This window comes from Acetonema longum DSM 6540 (assembly GCF_000219125.1).
In the GTDB taxonomy this organism is placed as follows: domain Bacteria; phylum Bacillota; class Negativicutes; order Sporomusales; family Acetonemataceae; genus Acetonema; species Acetonema longum.
Genome location: NZ_AFGF01000085.1, coordinates 46129 through 64095 on the forward strand (window position 1 = coordinate 46129; position 17967 = coordinate 64095).

17 protein-coding genes are annotated in these 17967 nt (G+C 50.8%); 6 read left to right on the forward strand and 11 right to left on the reverse strand.

What is annotated here, in order from left to right:
- Window position 1 precedes the first annotated feature (1 nt).
- The 4 genes from ALO_RS10325 to ALO_RS10340 are packed head-to-tail and all read left to right on the forward strand — an operon-like array spanning window position 2 to window position 4063.
- Window positions 2-787, forward strand: coding sequence for an ABC transporter ATP-binding protein (locus ALO_RS10325; RefSeq protein WP_004095438.1), 786 nt, complete (start codon window positions 2-4; stop codon window positions 785-787).
- Window positions 780-1733 carry an oligopeptide/dipeptide ABC transporter ATP-binding protein gene (locus tag ALO_RS10330; RefSeq protein ID WP_004095440.1) on the forward strand — a complete coding sequence of 318 codons (954 nt, stop codon included), beginning with the start codon at window positions 780-782 and terminating at the stop codon, window positions 1731-1733. The genes ALO_RS10325 and ALO_RS10330 overlap by 8 nt, the downstream gene beginning before the upstream one ends.
- A 28-nt stretch (window positions 1734-1761) precedes the next feature.
- Entirely contained in the window at window positions 1762-2733 is a 972-nt protein-coding gene (locus ALO_RS10335; RefSeq protein WP_004095444.1) for a M14 family metallopeptidase, read from the forward strand.
- Window positions 2714-4063 (forward strand): MATE family efflux transporter, encoded by a 1350-nt coding sequence (locus ALO_RS10340; RefSeq protein WP_004095446.1) that lies wholly within the window; start codon window positions 2714-2716, stop codon window positions 4061-4063. The genes ALO_RS10335 and ALO_RS10340 overlap by 20 nt, the downstream gene beginning before the upstream one ends.
- Before the next feature lie 108 nt (window positions 4064-4171).
- Here the strand turns inward: ALO_RS10340 and ALO_RS10345 are convergent, their stop codons facing one another.
- The 5 genes from ALO_RS10345 to ALO_RS10365 all read right to left on the reverse strand — a co-directional run bounded on the left by ALO_RS10345 (window position 4172) and on the right by ALO_RS10365 (window position 8753).
- Window positions 4172-5389 carry a GNAT family N-acetyltransferase gene (locus tag ALO_RS10345; protein WP_004095449.1) on the reverse strand — a complete coding sequence of 406 codons (1218 nt, stop codon included), beginning with the start codon at window positions 5387-5389 and terminating at the stop codon, window positions 4172-4174.
- Between the two features lie 299 nt (window positions 5390-5688).
- Window positions 5689-6606 carry a DMT family transporter gene (locus ALO_RS10350; protein WP_004095451.1) on the reverse strand — a complete coding sequence of 306 codons (918 nt, stop codon included), beginning with the start codon at window positions 6604-6606 and terminating at the stop codon, window positions 5689-5691.
- Window positions 6603-7052: a GNAT family N-acetyltransferase gene (locus tag ALO_RS10355; RefSeq protein ID WP_004095452.1), complete on the reverse strand. Its 450-nt coding sequence runs from the start codon at window positions 7050-7052 to the stop codon at window positions 6603-6605. Before ALO_RS10355 ends, ALO_RS10350 begins: the two co-directional genes overlap by 4 nt.
- Before the next feature lie 6 nt (window positions 7053-7058).
- Complete coding sequence (locus tag ALO_RS10360) at window positions 7059-7955, reverse strand: D-isomer specific 2-hydroxyacid dehydrogenase family protein (protein WP_004095454.1); 897 nt, start codon at window positions 7953-7955, stop codon at window positions 7059-7061.
- A 12-nt stretch (window positions 7956-7967) separates the two neighbouring features.
- Window positions 7968-8753 (reverse strand): aspartate dehydrogenase domain-containing protein, encoded by a 786-nt coding sequence (locus ALO_RS10365; protein WP_004095455.1) that lies wholly within the window; start codon window positions 8751-8753, stop codon window positions 7968-7970.
- A 376-nt stretch (window positions 8754-9129) separates the two neighbouring features.
- Between ALO_RS10365 and ALO_RS10370 the strand changes: the two genes are divergently transcribed.
- A complete protein-coding gene (locus ALO_RS10370; protein ID WP_004095456.1) occupies window positions 9130-9906 on the forward strand; it encodes a M48 family metallopeptidase in 777 nt (258 codons plus the stop codon).
- Between the two features lie 645 nt (window positions 9907-10551).
- Window positions 10552-11766, forward strand: coding sequence for a cation:proton antiporter (locus ALO_RS10380; RefSeq protein WP_004095458.1), 1215 nt, complete (start codon window positions 10552-10554; stop codon window positions 11764-11766).
- A gap of 127 nt (window positions 11767-11893) precedes the next feature.
- Here ALO_RS10380 and ALO_RS10385 read toward each other — a convergent pair whose 3' ends face one another.
- The 6 genes from ALO_RS10385 to ALO_RS10410 all read right to left on the reverse strand — a co-directional run bounded on the left by ALO_RS10385 (window position 11894) and on the right by ALO_RS10410 (window position 17905).
- Entirely contained in the window at window positions 11894-13360 is a 1467-nt protein-coding gene (locus ALO_RS10385; protein WP_004095459.1) for a flotillin family protein, read from the reverse strand.
- Between the two features lie 27 nt (window positions 13361-13387).
- Entirely contained in the window at window positions 13388-13927 is a 540-nt protein-coding gene (locus tag ALO_RS10390; protein ID WP_004095460.1) for an NfeD family protein, read from the reverse strand.
- A 117-nt stretch (window positions 13928-14044) separates the two neighbouring features.
- Window positions 14045-14524 carry a 23S rRNA (pseudouridine(1915)-N(3))-methyltransferase RlmH gene (gene rlmH / locus ALO_RS10395; RefSeq protein WP_004095461.1) on the reverse strand — a complete coding sequence of 160 codons (480 nt, stop codon included), beginning with the start codon at window positions 14522-14524 and terminating at the stop codon, window positions 14045-14047.
- Complete coding sequence (locus tag ALO_RS10400; protein WP_004095474.1) at window positions 14525-15634, reverse strand: S1C family serine protease; 1110 nt, start codon at window positions 15632-15634, stop codon at window positions 14525-14527.
- A 42-nt stretch (window positions 15635-15676) separates the two neighbouring features.
- Entirely contained in the window at window positions 15677-16465 is a 789-nt protein-coding gene (locus tag ALO_RS10405; protein WP_004095478.1) for an MBL fold metallo-hydrolase, read from the reverse strand.
- A gap of 66 nt (window positions 16466-16531) precedes the next feature.
- Complete coding sequence (locus tag ALO_RS10410; protein WP_004095479.1) at window positions 16532-17905, reverse strand: phosphomannomutase/phosphoglucomutase; 1374 nt, start codon at window positions 17903-17905, stop codon at window positions 16532-16534.
- Between the last annotated feature and the right edge of the window lie 62 nt (window positions 17906-17967).

A 17967-nucleotide genomic window follows, 5' to 3' on the forward strand; every position in this document is an offset into this window, starting at 1 on the left:
GATGCTTCAATTCCGTAATATATCGGTTGCCTATGGGGATGGAGAGCCATCCCTTACAGACTTTACACTGGATGTAGCGGAAGGAGAGATTGTCGCTTTGGTCGGGGAAAGCGGCAGCGGCAAAACTACCGCCATCCGGACGGCAATTGGGCTCTTACCCGGCGACGGCGAAGTCGTCAACGGGGATATTCTGTTTAACGGAAACTCTCTGCTCACGTTATCGCCCAACGAATGGCGGGCTTTACGCGGCAGGCAAATATCGATGATTTTTCAGGATTCGGGGGCTATGCTCAACCCCATCCGCCGGATTGGAAGCCAGTTTGTTGAATACATTTGTACCCACCGGTCTGTACAGAAGAAGGAGGCCTGGGAGATGGGACGGGTGATGCTGGAGCATATGGGGCTGCCCCATAGCGAAACCATCATGAATTCCTATATTTTTCAGCTTTCCGGCGGGATGCGCCAGCGGGTCGGCATCGCTATGGCGATGGTTTTTCAGCCGCAGCTTCTTTTGGCTGATGAGCCCACCAGCGCGCTGGATGTTACAACCCAATCGCAAATTATCCGGCAGATGCTGGAGCTTCGCGAGAAATATGGCGCTGCGATTCTGCTGGTAACCCATAACCTTGGTGTGGCTGCCTATATGGCAGACCGCATCATTGTCATGAAGGATGGCTGCATCGTTGACCAGGGAACCCGGGAGGAACTTTTGCATCAGCCGGCTGCCGCTTATACCCGGGATCTGCTGGATGCCGTCCCGTCCATGAGGGGGAAACGCTATGTCTGAATTTATTTTGGAGGGGAAAGGACTGACCCAGCGCTACAAAACCGATACCGGTTGCATTCTCACCGCTTGCCGCGCTGTGGATGTCAGGCTGCGCAAGGGAGAAACACTGGGGATCGTGGGCGAAAGCGGCTGCGGCAAAAGTACACTGCTGCGGATTTTGGCACAATTGGAGCGCCCTGCGGAAGGCCAGTTGTTTTTCAATGGCACAGAGATCACTTTTCTCAAAGGTGAATCATTGCGCCGCCATCGCTGCCATATCCAAATGGTATTTCAGGATCCGGCCGCCAGTTTTTTTCCGCGCATGAAGGCCGGCGAAGCCATTACCGAACCCCTCCGCAATTTTCGCAGGCTTTCCCGGCAAGAAACGAGGGACAAGCAGGACGAGTTGTTGGAATTGGTGGGCTTGCCCAAAGAGTACGCGAATCGATATCCTCATTCTATGAGCGGGGGCCAGCGTCAGCGGCTGGGTATAGCCAGGGCGCTAGCCCTTGACCCGGATATTTTGATTTGTGACGAGGCCACTTCCGCCTTGGATGTGTCGGTGCAGCGGCAGATTATTGAGCTGCTGGCGGACATTCAACGTCAGCGCGGACTGTCGATCATTTTTGTTTGTCATGATCTGGCCCTCGTCCAGCTGATGGCGCATCGGGTAATGATTATGTACCTGGGAGGTGTTGTGGAATCGCTGCCCGGGGATCAGGTGTGGGATCAGGCCTGCCATCCATATTCCAAGGCGCTCTTGAGTTCTGTTTTCGCAACAGATATGGATTTTGGCAAACCGGTCAACACGCTGGAAGGAGATGTACCCAGTCCCCTTGACCTGCCGCAGGGCTGCTCTTTTCATACCCGCTGTCCCAGCTGCGCGGAGATTTGCCGGCATGAGCAGCCGGCGCTGCGAAGGATTGCCGCGGAGCATCAGGCGGCGTGTCATCTATTGTTGAGTTAAATACGCACTGTGACAGGAGCGGGATACTATGAATATCTGGACAATATGCGGGCAGACTGTCGCATCCGGTGGAAAAAAACAGATTATGCTGGCGGCGGATATGGCCGGCTGCGAAATGCCGGCGGTGATGATCAAAGGGGTAAAGCCCGGAAAAACTATTTTAATTACGGCGGCGGTTCATGGCGATGAATATCCGGGTATCGCTGCGGCAATCAGAGCAGCAAAGGAAATTGACCCGGCGGCTGTAACCGGGCAAATCTTGATCATCCCTTGTGTTAACACCGGCGGATTTTGGACAGGCAGCCGGGATGTGCCGTCAGATGGCGCCAATCTCAACGCCAACTACCCTGGTAAGCCTAATGGCACGGCAGGCGAGCGAATCGCCGATTTTTTTGTGAAAGACATATTTCCTCAAACAGACTTTATCATTGACTTGCATAGCGGGAGCGCCATGGAGCCGCTGACGCCATGCCTGTTTTTCCCGGATACCGCAGGCGATGCGGTGCGGCAGGCAGCCAAAGCCGCTGCTTACGTCACCGATATTCCGTATTTGATCGCCTCAACGGCAACAACTGGCCACTACAGCTATGCCGCTAACTCCTTGAAAATCCCGGGGCTGTTGTTGGAACGCGGCCACAGCGGCCTGTGCAAAGATAGTTGGGTTGAGGCATATTACCGGGATATCCGGCTTTTGCTCAGGCATCTGGCTGTATATCCTTTCGATGACAATCATACTGTATGCCCCAAAAAGGTGTTTCATAAAACGATCTATTTGTCTGCCTTGCACACAGGCCTCTGGTTCCCTGCCATTACTGCCAATACAGATGTCAAAGAGGGTGATTTGCTCGGACGGATGGAGGATTTTTTCGGGAACACCATAACTGAGTACCGGGCTCAAGCTGACGGAACGGTGTTTTATTATACAGGCAGCTTGGCGGTAAAGCAGGGCCAAGCGTTGGTAGCTTACGGCCTGGAGCGGTATGCCGAATCAAACATCTGACGATGCAAGGCAGGCAGGCCTGACACAAGGCAGCATCATAAAACCGCTGGTTCTGTTTGCTTTGCCGCTTTTGGGCAGCAGCCTGATTCAGCAGCTGTATAATACGGTCGACATTATTTTCATCGGGCAGCTGCTGGGAAAAGAAGCTGCCGCGGCAGTGGGAGCAAGCAGTTTGCTGGTGGCGTCCATGGTGGCCTTCTTCACCGGTGCCAGCATTGGTTCTAATGTTTTGGCAGCCCGGTTCTTTGGCTCCAAACAGCATGGGGAGCTCCAAGCCGTTGTATCCATGGCCTTTATGGTAAGCATCGCCGGCGGACTGGCTTTGACACTGACCGGTTATGGGCTTGCGCCTCTGTTCTTGCGATGGCTCAATGTCCCTGACGCCATCTATGGCCTTGCCTTAGAATACCTGCGAATTTATATTGCAAGTCTGACAAGCATGGCCGGATACAATATCGGCGCAGGTGTGCTCAGAGGGCTTGGCGATTCCCGCTCGCCGATGATCTATCAGTTGATTGGCGGCATAGTTAATATTGCGGCCAACGGGCTGTTTATCGGTTGGTTCCATTGGGGTGTACAGGGATCGGCATTGGCTACTCTGTTCTCTCAAAGTCTCGCGGCTGTTTTAGTGTTTCGGCGGCTGGCATTTTTGGATCAGCCGTATTGCCTTACCATACGGGCAATACGGCTTAAAGTCCATACCCTGCGCAGCATTATGCGAATCGGCGTGCCTGCCGGCATACAGGCCATGCTGGTAACCTTATCGAACTTGATTGTGCAAAATCACATCAACCTGCTGGGAATCGATAGCATCGCGGCATTTACGGCATATTTCAAAGTAGAACTGTTTATTTACCTGCCGATTGTCGCTATCGGTCAGGCTAACATTACGTTTACCAGCCAGAATATCGGGGCATGCAAGCCGAACCGGGCGATCCGGGGAACCAGGGCAAGCATTGCTTTGGGGCTGGGGGTTGCCGCTGTATCCAGCATAACAGCCCTGGTCTTTTGCCAGCAGGCTTTTCGCCTGTTTACAAAGGATACGGCAGTCATTGGCATTGGGACACAGATTGCCATGAATGTTTTTCCCTGGTATTTTATGTATGTGTTTTTAGAGATTTTGGCTGCGTTTATTCGGGGAAGCGGCAAAAATTTGGAACCAACCTTAATTATTCTGGTGAATATGTGTCTGATTCGCCCCATTTATGTAATGATTATATCCCATATGGCGCCCGGCGCTGTGGCGATTGCCTGGGTTTATCCCATTACCTGGCTTACGACAAGTGTCTGTATGGGATTGTACTATCTGAAGCTTCGCAAAAAATGGTAACGTGAGCCAGCTTATTCTACAAAACAAAGCCTGTCGAAATATCTCAAACATAATAGGAAAAAATGGCGCTGTCCGTTAAAGCAGGAGATAGCCCCATTTTTCCGTTTTCTAAAAGTAGTCCGAAAAATAAGGGGTCTGTTGCTCAATCGCATCCTCCAGCATATCCACCGTGTCCGGGCCGCAGGCAATGCGTCCGATTTTATGCAAATAATCCGGCCGCTTGTATCCCAGCAGCATGGTCGTCATGGTTTGGATATCGATCCTGGCGCTGCGGCGGCGGCGCTCCGCCGTGCGGACGACTGCCCCCTTCCCGTCCGGGTCGATGCGCAGGGTAAAGGACCCCTGGTTCCAGGAAAGCATCGGATCATCGAGAATAAAACTCCATTCCCGCTCTTTGGTATCCGGCTTAAAGGGATACTGGGCGATAAACTGCTCCAAATCCACAATACGGGCCATGTAATAAGGTGATATTACTTCCTTGATGTCTGCGTCCTCGAGTAAAAATGCCAGCGGCTCGTCCGTATGAATATTGCCTACGACCTTTGAAATCATGGAAAAGTGAGCGCTGATAAAATTCCACAGCCCGCTGCGGGCTTCTTCATTGACAGAAATCATATCCTTGATGTGGAAAATTTCGTCTGCAATCCAGTAAAGAATATAGCCGTCCGGCTGTCCGTCATCACTGTAATACACAGCGGCCATCAGATCATCCAGATCCCACCGCCAGTATTCGCTCCAGGCCAAATCATCCCGCAGCATGGCTCCATGGGTTTGAAGGGCAAACCGGTGATACGCCTTTTTTACATCGTCACTTTCGATGCCAACCCTCCCGACTTCACCGGAAACCTGCTTAATTTTTGGCAGCTGATAATCCTTCACCTCAAAAACAATTTTATCGGAAATGATCTCCCATCCCTTGCGGCGATAGTAAGGAATGGAGTATGGATACAGGTAGGAAATCGACTGCTTTTTCTCCGCCATTTTTTCCAGCGCCTGATACAGCAGCTTGTGCATCAAGCCTTGATTGGAGTATTCCGGGAAAGTACCGACACCGGTAAGGCCGCCCATGTCGTAGGTTCTATTGAATATCCTTACCTGAAGCGGATAAACCGCCACCTGCGACACTAACTTATCGCCGTTAAACCAGCCCCAGACCTCCGCCTGTTCCAAAGCCGGCGATTTGGCATGAACGATGTCCCGTTCCTCCCAGCCAACCTTGCGCAGATCATCATCGGTTACCTGAAACACGTACCGCAGCAATTCATTGTACTGTTCAAGATGTTCCACGCCAACTCTTTTCATTTTCAACTGTCTTTTGTTCGCCATATAAATCGTCCTTTCGCAGAAGGTCTTACAACTGTTTATCGGTAGTATTATGATAGTCACTGGCCATTTTACAATTCCCATTTCTTTAATTATATATTTCGCGAAGCGCTCTTACGAAGTCCTTCCCTGTTAAGCCAGTTAAAGTGAACCGGCTCATTTGGGGTCGTATGGCAAAAATGAGCCGGTTTACTTCTATTCTGTAATACCATCGGATCAGCTCCTAACAGCACGGTCTCCTTATCAATTCCGGAAAAGCAGAAACCCTTGCGGCCAGGACCGGCCGCAAGGGTTTCTGTCTGTTATGATCGTTCTTCGCGATGCATTGGGCTCCGGGAGGCAGCGCCGATAACGCCGATAATGATAATGACCGCACCGATGATATGAAAATATTCCAGCCGTTCCTGCAGAAAAACCACGCCGGCAAAAATGGTGATCAATGTCGCTAAATTATTGAATACACTCATCTTAGCCGCTTCCATCTTAGACAGGGCATAATTGCTCAAAAAGGACGTTCCCAGGGATGACAATACGCCAAGGTATAAAACGGCGATGAAAAAATTCCTGCTGGCCAAAGGGATAAAGTAATCAGCCAGGGTTTGACCGGCGAAGTGCTGTATGACTGAGATACCGTTAAAGGCAATCATGCCGAACGCTGTCATTATGTATGTCAATAAAGGCAGTGAATATCGCCTGGTCAACTTACGGGCCAAAACACTATAACACGCTGCGGACAACGCTGAAAGAAGAATCAGGGCCATTCCTTTGGCGTTTGTCAGTTCAAGCGCAGCGCCTTTCATGGCGAAAATGTAGACAACCCCGGCGACGGACACTAGAGTCGCGAATTTTTGCCTTGTTGTAGAATATTCCTTTAAAAAGTGTGCGGCCAGGATTAAGGTAAAAATCGGGACAGTCGCTTGAATAATGCCGGCTTCTGAGGAAGACGCACAGGCTAAGCCAAACGCCTGAAAAGCAAAAAACAAGGCAGGGTAAAATATCGCTAAGGGCAATATAGTCATCAGATCCCTGCTGTTCAACTCCAGCCGGATATGCCCGGTTAGAACCGGGATAGAAGCAACGGCAAAGGAAATGGTAAAGCGATGAGCCAGAGTATCCATTGGGCTGGCTGCGCTTAAAGCAATTTTTACGAACAAAAAGGAAAAGCCGATGATGAGCGCGTATAGGAAAGCTGCAGCATACGCTTTGTTAACCTCGGTCATAGTTCTTGGGATATCTGCTTGAACATATCCACATGTTCAATGCCGGCGTCCATATATATCGGCCCCTTAGCCTGATACCCCAGACCTTCGTAAAACGATTTGGCATGCAGCTGGGCCGATAGTTTTAACGAATCATACTTTTCTTTTTTCGCCTCAGCTTCAATGGCTTCCATGATTCTTCTGCCAACGCCCTGACCCCTTTGCTTGCCCGTCACGGCTACCCGCTCAATTTTCAGCACGCCGCCGCCATAAGGGCGGAATCGGGCGGTTCCCACTGCCTGCCCCTGATCATCCAGCAACAGAATGTGCCGGGTATCGGCCTGACGATCATAATCATCCATTTCCAATTCTTCCGGCACATGCTGCTCGTCAATAAAGACCTTACGCCGGATGTGAAAGGCTTGTTCCAGTTGTTGCGAATCATGGATTATAACGATCTGATACATAGTGAGTTAGCCTCCTAGAAATGTTTCAATATTTTTCAGCACTTTTTCACTCAACCGGTCAAAAGCCTGTTGGGTGCGACCGGATGATATATTCATGCAGTTTACATGGGGACTGGCAAGAAGCTTACCTGTGTTATCCCCAAGGGCGGCAGCAGTGTCACAGAAAAATTCATTATCTCCGTGGGCGAGCCATTTGGCAAGGGCGGCAACATCGTGGGACGGGCCTATGGAGGTATTGAACATGATTTTGTGGTGACCAAACCACTCAAATTGTTCGTCGTGGAATAAAATAACGTTTTTATTCAGACAGGTGCAGACGACATCCACTGTAGGCAGCAATTCTTTCAACGGCAGGTATTTGATATTTTTTGCTTCTTGTTCCGGTTTGCGGGTGCGGCTGAAATAATATAAATCAGCCCCCAGGGCCTGAAGTGCGGCGGCTATCATCTGACCGGAAGTACCAAGTCCAACGATACCGACTTTTAAGTCCGTAAGTTCTACCGGCAGTTCTTGCCACTGTTTACCGCCGAAACCATGGAGATAGCGGACGAGTTCGCAGACTACATATTCGACAACGCCCTGGTCGCCATAATCGCGGATGCCATAAACGGTGATATCCTTGGCACGGGCGGTACGGATATCCACATTGGCGCTTGCTTCGGAATATAAGCTGCAGCACATGCCAATATAGCGGATGTTGGGGCAGGCATCAAGTACGTTTTTTTCTATGCGGCTGGTATAACTGAGCAATACGGCGTCAGCATCGCCAATACGGCGAATGATTTCTGCATCGTCCTGCGGAATATTATCAAACAACACGACTTGTTTTGCGTAATCATAGAGTTTCTGCTGAGCTGACGGTATCAGGCTTACCGGTTCTATGGCAACTATTTTTTTAAACATCTGCATATACTCCTAAAATACAATTGGCGCTACGGCATTTTGTAAAACTTCTACTACGCTCCAAGCGGCAATCGCGCTGGTACGTGAATAGATGTTGAGCTCAGCGCGTACTTCTGCCCCTTGTATTTCAATTTTATATTCATCGCCTTTGAAGCCCGGCACGGCTTGGATTGTCATGGCTGTATTTTCCGGACCCGCGCTGGCCAGGGCGGTAGCAATTGCTACATTTACCTTGGTCGGCAGTAAGGCAATCGCTTCCTTGGTGGTGCCGCTGAACACCTGTTGCGGCGCCGTGATGTCCATTAATTCCCCATTGAAAAGCGGCGTATTTTTAAGTGAAGCCGGAGCCTTCTGCGCGCCGATGGAAGCTCTAATCGGGCTCATCAGAGCGGCTGTGCGCAGAACATCAAAACCGCCTACAGCGCCGCTGGCGATGTATACCCGGCGCTTATTCCGGGCAGCGGTATTTTTTATGCGTTCGTAAAACTCGCGATCGGCAAAGGCGCCAATTGACAGCACAACGAGGTTTGAACCGGCATTCAGTATCGCCTCACCGTAATCCTGAACAGCTTTAACGGATGCGGCCTCCGCCGTAAAATCCGGCTTTATTGCCAAAAGTTCGTCAATATCGGCCCAGGCCTTACAACCGTGCCGTTCCGCGAATGCTTTTACACGCTCAGAATCCCTTCCCAGAACGCCAATCAGTTCATACTCCGGCAGATAGCCGTCCTTCCATGCATTAGCTACAATTTCGTTAAGGTAGCCGCAACCGATAAGCGCTAATTTAAATTTACCCATAGTTTACCTCTCTTCAAGTCTTATTAGATTTTTGTACTTTAGCTCCAACAGGCAACTCCTGCTCTACTTCCTACCAATAAATTACCATACAAATAAAGAAGTTCCTGCAAATATCAACATATTGCAGGAACTTCTCTTAAACCTTTTCATCCTATAACTACAAAGGTGGCGTCATGGCTCCTGCGGAAAGCTGTTAAAGGATTTCGAGAACTTATCGGAAAAGAAGAAACATCCGGTGCTTGATTTTATGACATTTCTTAATAACCCCGTCCCCGACACACAATTTTGCCGGTTTTCTTAGCCAACTTTGTTTAGAAATGTCGAAGTTCTTACGATATATTATAGATAACCAATATAACTGCAAAGGAGTGAGTACATGAATAAGCCACTGCCACACCCGCAAGAAAAGGCTTTTTTTATTGTTTGCCTCATATTCAGCATCATGACCTATCTTGCGTTAATCCTCAGTATCGTGGGAATCATTTATATCTTATTTCTTGCCTTAATGGTCTGGATCGCTACTGGAGTATTCTTAGGAGAGGTTCGCACCAATTCCGTCAAAGTGTCGGAAAGCCAATTCCCGGAGGTCTATCATTTGGCCACTGATCTGGCAGCCAAAATGAATCTGGCCGTCCCGGATATTTATGTCATGCAGGCTGGCGGAACGTTGAATGCTATGGCGACTCGTTTCCTGGGGCGTAACTTCGTTATTATTTTTTCGGATGTTTTGGAATTAGCCTATGAAGAAGGGGAGGATGCCCTGGCGTTTATTGTAGCCCATGAACTGGCGCACATCAAACAGAAGCACTTATCACGCCGCTGGTTGGTGTATCCAGGCTTGTTGATTCCGTTTTTGGGCCCAGCGTATTCGCGCAGCTGCGAATACACTTGCGATAGTTTCGGCGCTTACTATGTCCCTGACGGCGCGGTCAACGGCCTGTTGATTCTAGCCGCCGGCAAAAAGATCTACAACAAGGTCAATGTGAACGCTTTTCTTCGGCAAGCCGACACGGAGCGCGGTTTATTTGTTTGGTTGGCCACCATTATTTCGACTCATCCCCCCTTGACAAAACGACTCAAGGCCATTACCGATGTGAGCGCCCATTATGCCCGCACAGCAACGCCCACAGCATATGGACATACGAACGCATAGCCGGGCACTTCTACGGCATCTCGTTACGAGATGCCGTTTTATATTTCCATAGTTATTCAGATACTCCCCGGCCAGTACAGCGCAAAAATCGAGTCAGCACAACTTTAGGCCTCAAATCATAAAGGTAGCCGGTGTAATATTGAGTTAAATAGTCTTTTATGAAGTTAACATGAGAAAACAACCAAAAAAGACGGAATTTGATCAAAAATTTTACCTATGCTATAATAATAATGTGAGAAAAATTTTCAACTGCCGTTTTGTCAAAGAGACGGTTGCAGTGGATATTTATGAATCCGATTTGCCAGAAATCGGGCGCAATTCCGGCTTATGCCCCGCAGCGGTGACAAAGTGGCGATTGTTATTCATAACAACGGCCGCAGAAATTTGATTTTTTGCGTCGGAGAACCCCGCCGCAAGCGTCTCTGTGGGTATTCTGGATGATGAGGAAGCTCAGATTCACCGGGATCATCGGTGATATGGCCTGTGCCTAAGGCGTTAGAAACGATTGACTATACTTTCGACACTGATTCCATCCTCGTAATTGCCAGCGAATACAACAAGTAAAAGCATTAAAAGATATCCTACCGCACGGAAGCCAATTTTATGAAAGCAACTCATACGAATTTGGAATGAGGGAGGGAAACTATGCATATACTCATTTTTGAGCTCGGCCTTGCCGTTGCTTTAATTGCCTTTGCGGGGCTGCTTTCCAATAAATTTCAGTTTTCCATTATTCCGTTTTATATTCTCGTCGGCATGGCGGTTGGACCACATGCCCCGCAGCTTGGAATTTTTGATTTCCGCTTTATTGAGAGCGTAGTATTCATTGATTTTCTAGGCCGGCTCGGCGTACTGTTTTTGCTTTTTTATCTTGGCCTGGAATTTTCCGTGGGGCGTCTCTTAAAATCCGGAAAGACAATCATCACAGGGGGGATCTTGTATGTGGCCCTCAATTTTGGCGCCGGGCTGTTGTTAGGTTGGATGATGGGTTATCCCCTAGCCGAAACCATGGTTGTCTGCGGTATTATGGTCAGCTCTTCCACCGCTATTGTCGCCAAAGTTCTGGTTGATCTGAAACGCACGGCTAATCCGGAGACGGAAATTATCATGGGCATGATTATGTTTGACGATCTATTCATCGCGATTCACATGTCCATTTTGTCCGGGTTGGTGCTAAGCGGGCAGACTACTTTGCTGGGTATACTGGGAACTTCCCTGGGGGCTCTCGGGTTTATCCTGTTCTGTTTATTCATGGGTCGAAAAATTATCGGTCACGTCGACAAGGTACTGAACATTCAGTCGGGAGAAATCTTCCTGCTCCTCGTTGTCGCCATGCTGTTTATAGTTGCAGGATTTTCCGAGACCCTGCATGTAGCGGAGGCTATCGGCGCATTATTAATCGGAATTGTCCTGGCGGATTCCATGCATGTGAAGCGAATTGAACACCTGGTCATCCCGTTTCGCGATTTCTTCGGCGCCATGTTCTTTTTCAGTTTCGGACTGAGCATCGACCCCTTTTCCTTGGGTGGGTCGGTCGGAGTCGCCCTTGCCGGAGTATTGCTGACGGTAATCGCCAATTTTCTTGCCGGCCAGATTGCCGGGCGTATTGGCGGGCTATCACACCGCGCAGCGGCTAATATCGGATTAACCTTGGTTAGTCGCGGAGAATTTTCGATTATTATGGCGAACATCGGCAAGGCCGGCGGGCTGTTACCGGTCGTACAATCCTTCTCTGTTTTATACGTGCTGATCCTGGCTATTATGGGCCCCCTGCTTACCAAGAACTCTAAAAATATTTACAATACGGCTGAAAAGCTCATAAAGTGGGTAAAAACGCGAAAACAGCAGGAAGCTTCCTGATTAAAGGATGTTCCTGATAAGAATAACTTAGGAAACCGCTGCATAACGCAGCGGTTTCCTGCTTTGTCTTCAATAATCAATTCCAATTCTATAAGCTTGCCAAAACGTCTTTCGAACTTCGCTCTTATCAATCTTCCGTCCTTGTTTCTTCATCCGCTTTCGCCGGCTGATGCAGCAAGCCCTGAATCATACGCTCCATATCTACGCCCGAAACATTTTTCAGCATTTCGGGAGCTGTTGCCATTAAAGCAGTCACGTATTTACTGACCTTTACCGCCCCGTCGCCGCCGCCGGCATCCACCACCGTCAGTTTATCAATGGTTTTTAAAGGCTCGGCGATTTTTCCGGCCAATTCGGGCAGCATGCGGATGACGATATCCAGCACAGCGGCTTCGCCGAATTTTTCGAAGGCTTCGGCCAGCTTTTCTTTGGCCTGTGCTTCCGCTAAGCCTTTTAGGCGCACAACATCAGCTTCAGCTGTTCCTTTGGCCCGCTCGGCGTCGGCGATCGCCAAACCTTCCAGGCGCTTTTGTTCGGCACTGGCCTTGGCTTCCGCCTCAATACGATACTGGAGGGCGTCAGCCTCTAGGATTTCTCTGGCCTTGGCCGCTTCAGCCGCCTGCTCCACTGCGTAGCGATCAGCATCGGCCTTCTTTTTCACTTCCGCATCAAATTGCTTTTCCCGGCGCAGAATTTCCTTTTCCTGCACATCGATTTCCCGCTCTTTGCGCACGATTTCGATCTTCATCTGTTCCTGGGTGACTATCTGTTCCGAACGGGCTTGCTGGATGCTGTAAGCTTGGTCGGCTTCCGCCTTGGCTGTATCCTGCTCGCGTTTGAAGACGGCAATCTTGAGTTCCTTTTCCTTGGTCGCCTCGGCAACATTGGTATCACGCAGCAGTTCCGCCTTTTGCCCTTGCTCATCTGCCAGGGCTTTTTTGATGCGGGCATCGCGCATCGCTTCGGCTTCGGCAATTTCCGCGTCCCGCTTGACGGCGGCGATGCGGGGTTTACCGAGGGCATCCAGATACCCCTGTTTATCCCGCACGTCCTTAATGGTAAAGGATACGATCTGCAGGCCCATCTTTTTTAAATCGCGGGCCGCCACGCTCTGCACTTCCTGAGCGAAGCGATCCCGGTTGCGGTATACTTCTTCTACCGTCATGGTTCCCAAAATGGCCCGGAGATGGCCCTCCAAAACCTCCTGCGCTTCAGCTTTCAATGCCTCCGAAGGCTTTCCTATGAACTGTTCGGCAGCGGTGGCCACATCCTCAATGGCGCTGCCGACCTTGATAATCGCCACTCCGTCCGCCATGACCGGCACTCCCTGCTCAGTATAAACCTCGGGTGTCATAACATCCAGTTTGTGCGAAAGCAGGGATAAATTATCCGCCTGTTGAAAAATCGGCAGAATGAATGCACCGCCACCCCTGACGATTTTAATCTTCCGCCCCGATTCATCGGTAAGCACGTCAGCCCCTACCAAAAAGGAACCGGTTACAATCATGGCCTCATCAGGGCCAACGGTTCGATATCGCGCCCAAAACGCTAAACCCAAAACAATCAGGACAACCAATACCGTTACGATAATCATATTATGTTCCTCCTCCACTTTTCAGGCCTATTCTTCAGCGCGTTCTCCCTGACTTGACACATACAAAACTCCGTCTCTGACCGCCGATACGATGACCGGAGCGCCGGCAGGAATATCCAGGGTTTCGCTGCTTGCCGCTATTTGGTTGGTATGGCCGGCCCCCACTTTGAGCAATACCTCGCCATAGCCGGATGCCGGAATGGGGATTATCACCTCGCCCGTTTTGCCAATCAGGTCTTTGGTGAAAAAACCGACAGAGTTCTCGGCTTGTTTCATCGGCCTGACGTAGACAAAATTCACCAACACAGACAAGAAGGATGCTGCCAGCGTTGACAAAACAATGACGCTAACCGCACTGTAATCCGTATATCCGCTCAATATCACGCCTGCCCCGCCGAAGCTGGCTACTCCCCCGACAAGAACCACCGGCTCAAACCAATCGCCATGCTCAACAGAAAAAGAGTCAAGCACGCCGTCAAACACACTATCGGCAATATCGCCAAACAGAATCGTAATCACCGCAAATGCCACGCCAAATGCCAGGCAGCCCCAGTACACCTCCAGCATAAGACCCTTCCTCTCCTACCGCGCTGGACGGTTTGTTTTTATATAAATTACTGTTCAAATACAAAAGTTCCTGCAAATATCCAAACACTTGCAGGAACTTCGACTTATTTTTCGCCATTACCAATGATACGGTTCTCCTCTACCAATCTTCACCGCCCGATAAATCTGCTCCGCCAGCAGCAGTCTCACCATCTGATGCGTAAACGTCATCTTCGAAAACGACAGTCTCTCCTTAGCCGCAGCCAATACCTGAGGCGCAATGCCAAATGCGCCTCCGATAGCAAAAGTGATATCGCTCTGCCCCTTTAGCGCCAAATCATCCAGTTTAGCGCTCAACTCTTCCGAGGACAGCTGCTTGCCATATACATCAAGGGCTACCAGATAACTGGCAGCCCTGATGTTTTTTAAAAGTTTATCGCCTTCGCGGCTGAGGACTTGTTGTTTTTCGGCGTCGGAGGGGTTGTCCGGCATGCGCTCTTCGTCAACTTCGATGATATCCAGGCGGCAGTAAGGGGTTAGACGCTTGGTGTATTCAGCGATGCCGGCGGTGAGGTATTTTTCTTTGATTTTGCCAACGCAGACAATGCTGATTCTCATTTATTGCTGCTCATTGGGCATTTCTTCTAATACTACGTTCAGGGTCATGGCCTTGTTATTCCGCTGCAGGATGACCTCGACCGTACTGCCGATGGGCTTGCCTTCAACGGCGGCTCTGAGGTCAACTACGGTGTTGGTCTCCATGCCGGCGATCCTGATGATCAGGTCGCCTCGCTGAATGCCGGCTTTATCCGCCGGGCCGTTTAGGGTCAGGTTGGCCACGTAAACGCCTTTTTCGGCGTTGAGTTCATAACCGTATTGAGCGGCGGTTTTCTTGTCCAGGACGCCGACGCCTAAATAGGGACGGACGACTTTACCTTTTTCAATAATGGACTGAAGGATGGGGCGGGCGGTGTTGATGGGGATGGCAAAGCCGAGGCCTTCCACACCGGTAAAGGAAATCTTGGCGCTGTTGATGCCGACAACCACTCCGTCGGCGTTAACCAGGGCTCCGCCGGAATTGCCGGGGTTGATGGCGGCATCGGTCTGAATCAGCTTGAAGCGGCGTTCGCCGATTTCCAGGGAGCGGTTCAGGGCACTGATAATGCCGGCGGAAACGCTGCCTTTGAATTCTACGCCCAGGGGATTGCCGATGGCGATGGCCGGTTCGCCGACCATCAGCTGATCAGAATCGCCGAAAGCGGCCACGGGAAGATCGGTTGCCTCTACTTTTACGACAGCCAGATCGGTTGCCGGGTCAACTCCCAGCACTTTTCCCGGGAAATTGCGTCCGTCCAGCAGGGAAACTGTAATTTCAGCGGCATTTTGCACCACATGATAATTGGTGGCAATATACCCTTTAGCGTCAAAGATGACGCCGGAGCCCTGGCCTTGGTCAACCAGGACTTTACGATTGAAGAAGTCCCGGGCATAGGCTTTATTGGTGATGCCGACAACAGCCGGGGAGATCTGCTGTGCTGCGCGGACAATCGCCGTGTTGCGGGCGTCGGAGATACTGGCCTGAGCGATGGGTGGAAAGGACTGCTGCGCCTGAGGTATGGGTTTAGCCAGGAAATTCCCTCCGTAGCCCAATACCAGACCACCGCCGATGAGAGCGCCAAAAACGGCAATAATGAAATAAGGCGCCAAAGTACGATACCACTTGCTCATAATGATCCTCCTTAAGAGATGTGAAGCATCTCGGAATTATCGCTATTTTTGCCCGTCCGCATCAGAACTCACCGTACGATCGGGGTACGTTACATAGAGTGTGAAATCCGCAGTTTGAGTATACCCGGCTTCTTCCAAAATGCCGGTCACGGTGGTCTGGGCAATGTCCGGGCGGTTGTTTTCACGGCTGAGATGTGCTAAAAAAATGTCGGTATGACGGTTTTGAGCCAGCCGGACTAAGGTCCAGCCGGCATCCACATTGGACAGATGGCCTTTGTTGGACATGATGCGCCGCTTGAGGGGCCAGGGGTAAGAGCCGGTTTTCAGCATATCTACATCATGATTGGCTTCTAAGACTACGGTGTCGGATCCGGTGAGAGCTTTTTTTACCGGATCCGTTACGAATCCCAAGTCTGTCGCCAGGCAGCATTTCCGGCCGGCATGGTAAAAGGAAAACCCCACGGGGTCGGCTGCGTCATGGGAAATGGAAAAGGGCTCGACTTTGACATTGCCGATATCCAGGCTGTCAGCCAAGGGGAGGCAGCGGACCTCAGGCAAAAGAGAACGGAATGATATGGCATCCCATGTGTCAGGACGGGTATAGACCGGTACCTGGTATCTTTTCATCAAAGTTTTCAGTCCGTTAATGTGATCGGTATGCTCATGGGTAATCAGTACGGCTGACAGGTTTTCCACGCCGATGCCCACTTCGTCCAGTCCCTTTTTGATCCGCCGGGCGCTGATGCCGGCATCTACCAGAACGGCAGTTTCGCCGAACTTCAGGCAGGTAGCATTGCCAGTCGAACCGCTGGCCAAGACATGAATTTCCATGGAAAGGGCTCCTTTACAGACAGTTTGGGCATATTTCATTATTCGCCTTTATCGGTCATTTTCCTCTTACAGTCGGGCTCTTGTAAAATATTGTATATATTCCCGGGGCGTACATTCCACGACGGCTTGACGGACTGCCTCCGGCACAGCATTCAGTAAAAGGCCGGCAATTTCCGTCAGCCGCTGTGCTGACTTAGCCTCGAACCGCAGGGTAAATAAGGGTTCGGTGACCGAGGCCCGGATCATGGCCCAGCCATCGGGAAAGTCAATCCGTACGCCATCAATGCGATTAGGCTGATAAATGGCCAGTTTGTAGGCAATATCATCCAGAATGGCTTCCTTATCGCTGCCGCTATAGGGGACCCGGATGTCAGGGGTCAAAAGGTAGTTGGGAATATCGTCCAGCAAGGCGGCCAGGGACTGATGGGCGGCCACGAATTCAGCCACTTTCAGTCCGGCAAACATGGCGTCGTCATAGCCTAATTCCGAGAGGAAGAAGTGGCCGCTGATCTCACCGGCCAGCAGAGCTTTTTCCCGGATAAAGGCGGTCTTGCTGAAGGTATGGCCAGCTCTGGCCATCACCGGTCGACCGCCGGCCCGGGCGATTTCCTCCGGTACCACCATGGAGCATTTGGCGTCATAGATTACCGGGCCGGCGGATTTTTCCAGATAATGTCGGGCCAGTAAGACCAGGATATCATCATTGTCGGCAGCGCGGCCCTGCTCATCCACGAAGCCCACCCGGTCCCCGTCGCCGTCAAAAGCAATGCCTAAGGCTGCGCCGTGCCGACGTACCGCTTCGCCTAATGCAACCAAATTCTCGGCCAGGGCCGGATTGGGCGCCCGGTTGGGAAAAAGGCCGTCAGGCTGACAAAAAAGTTCAATAACTTCATAGCCCAGACTGCGATAAAGCCTGGGAGCAATGGTCGAAGTCGCGCCGTTGCCGGCATCCACTACGACCCGCAGCTTGCCGGGGGCCGCCTTGGCTGCCGTATCCGCCAGATAATCCTCTATGACCGTCAGTTGCTCTATTTTGCCGGTAGCATCAATCCGGGCGTTCTCCGCCACCATTTCGCCGATTTCGGCGATATCCTCCTCAGTAACAGGCTGACTGCCGAGAACCGGTTTAAAACCATTATAGGGGGCGGGATTGTGGGAGGCTGTCACCATGACTCCGCCGTCAGCCTGAGTCTGTTTCAATGCATAATAAAATACCGGCGTGGCCACCGTGCCGATGTCCAGCACATGGCAGCCTGATTCAGCCAGGGCTTTGACCATGATGGCCTGCAGTCCCGGTGTGGAGAGACGCACATCGCCGCCCACCACTACTTTTTGTCCGGACAGCTTGACGCCCACCGCCCGGCCGATCCTGGCCGCCATTTCGTCCGTCAGATCTTTACCGGCAATGCCGCGAATATCACAAGCCTGGAATAAGCGCATCGTTGATCCCCTCTTTGTAGTGTAGAATTTAACTTTCGTACATAAGTATTGCTAATGTTTAT

Bases quoted from the DNA above. Each gene is read 5' to 3' on its own strand.
- ALO_RS10325 (WP_004095438.1), top strand. From the start codon at position 2: ATGCTTCAATTCCGTAATATATCGGTTGCCTATGGGGATGGAGAGCCA.
- ALO_RS10330 (WP_004095440.1), top strand. From the start codon at position 780: ATGTCTGAATTTATTTTGGAGGGGAAAGGACTGACCCAGCGCTACAAA.
- ALO_RS10335 (WP_004095444.1), top strand. From the start codon at position 1,762: ATGAATATCTGGACAATATGCGGGCAGACTGTCGCATCCGGTGGAAAA.
- ALO_RS10340 (WP_004095446.1), top strand. From the start codon at position 2,714: ATGCCGAATCAAACATCTGACGATGCAAGGCAGGCAGGCCTGACACAA.
- ALO_RS10345 (WP_004095449.1), bottom strand. From the start codon at position 5,389: ATGGCGAACAAAAGACAGTTGAAAATGAAAAGAGTTGGCGTGGAACAT.
- ALO_RS10350 (WP_004095451.1), bottom strand. From the start codon at position 6,606: ATGACCGAGGTTAACAAAGCGTATGCTGCAGCTTTCCTATACGCGCTC.
- ALO_RS10355 (WP_004095452.1), bottom strand. From the start codon at position 7,052: ATGTATCAGATCGTTATAATCCATGATTCGCAACAACTGGAACAAGCC.
- ALO_RS10360 (WP_004095454.1), bottom strand. From the start codon at position 7,955: ATGTTTAAAAAAATAGTTGCCATAGAACCGGTAAGCCTGATACCGTCA.
- ALO_RS10365 (WP_004095455.1), bottom strand. From the start codon at position 8,753: ATGGGTAAATTTAAATTAGCGCTTATCGGTTGCGGCTACCTTAACGAA.
- ALO_RS10370 (WP_004095456.1), top strand. From the start codon at position 9,130: ATGAATAAGCCACTGCCACACCCGCAAGAAAAGGCTTTTTTTATTGTT.
- ALO_RS10380 (WP_004095458.1), top strand. From the start codon at position 10,552: ATGCATATACTCATTTTTGAGCTCGGCCTTGCCGTTGCTTTAATTGCC.
- ALO_RS10385 (WP_004095459.1), bottom strand. From the start codon at position 13,360: ATGATTATCGTAACGGTATTGGTTGTCCTGATTGTTTTGGGTTTAGCG.
- ALO_RS10390 (WP_004095460.1), bottom strand. From the start codon at position 13,927: ATGCTGGAGGTGTACTGGGGCTGCCTGGCATTTGGCGTGGCATTTGCG.
- rlmH (WP_004095461.1), bottom strand. From the start codon at position 14,524: ATGAGAATCAGCATTGTCTGCGTTGGCAAAATCAAAGAAAAATACCTC.
- ALO_RS10400 (WP_004095474.1), bottom strand. From the start codon at position 15,634: ATGAGCAAGTGGTATCGTACTTTGGCGCCTTATTTCATTATTGCCGTT.
- ALO_RS10405 (WP_004095478.1), bottom strand. From the start codon at position 16,465: ATGGAAATTCATGTCTTGGCCAGCGGTTCGACTGGCAATGCTACCTGC.
- ALO_RS10410 (WP_004095479.1), bottom strand. From the start codon at position 17,905: ATGCGCTTATTCCAGGCTTGTGATATTCGCGGCATTGCCGGTAAAGAT.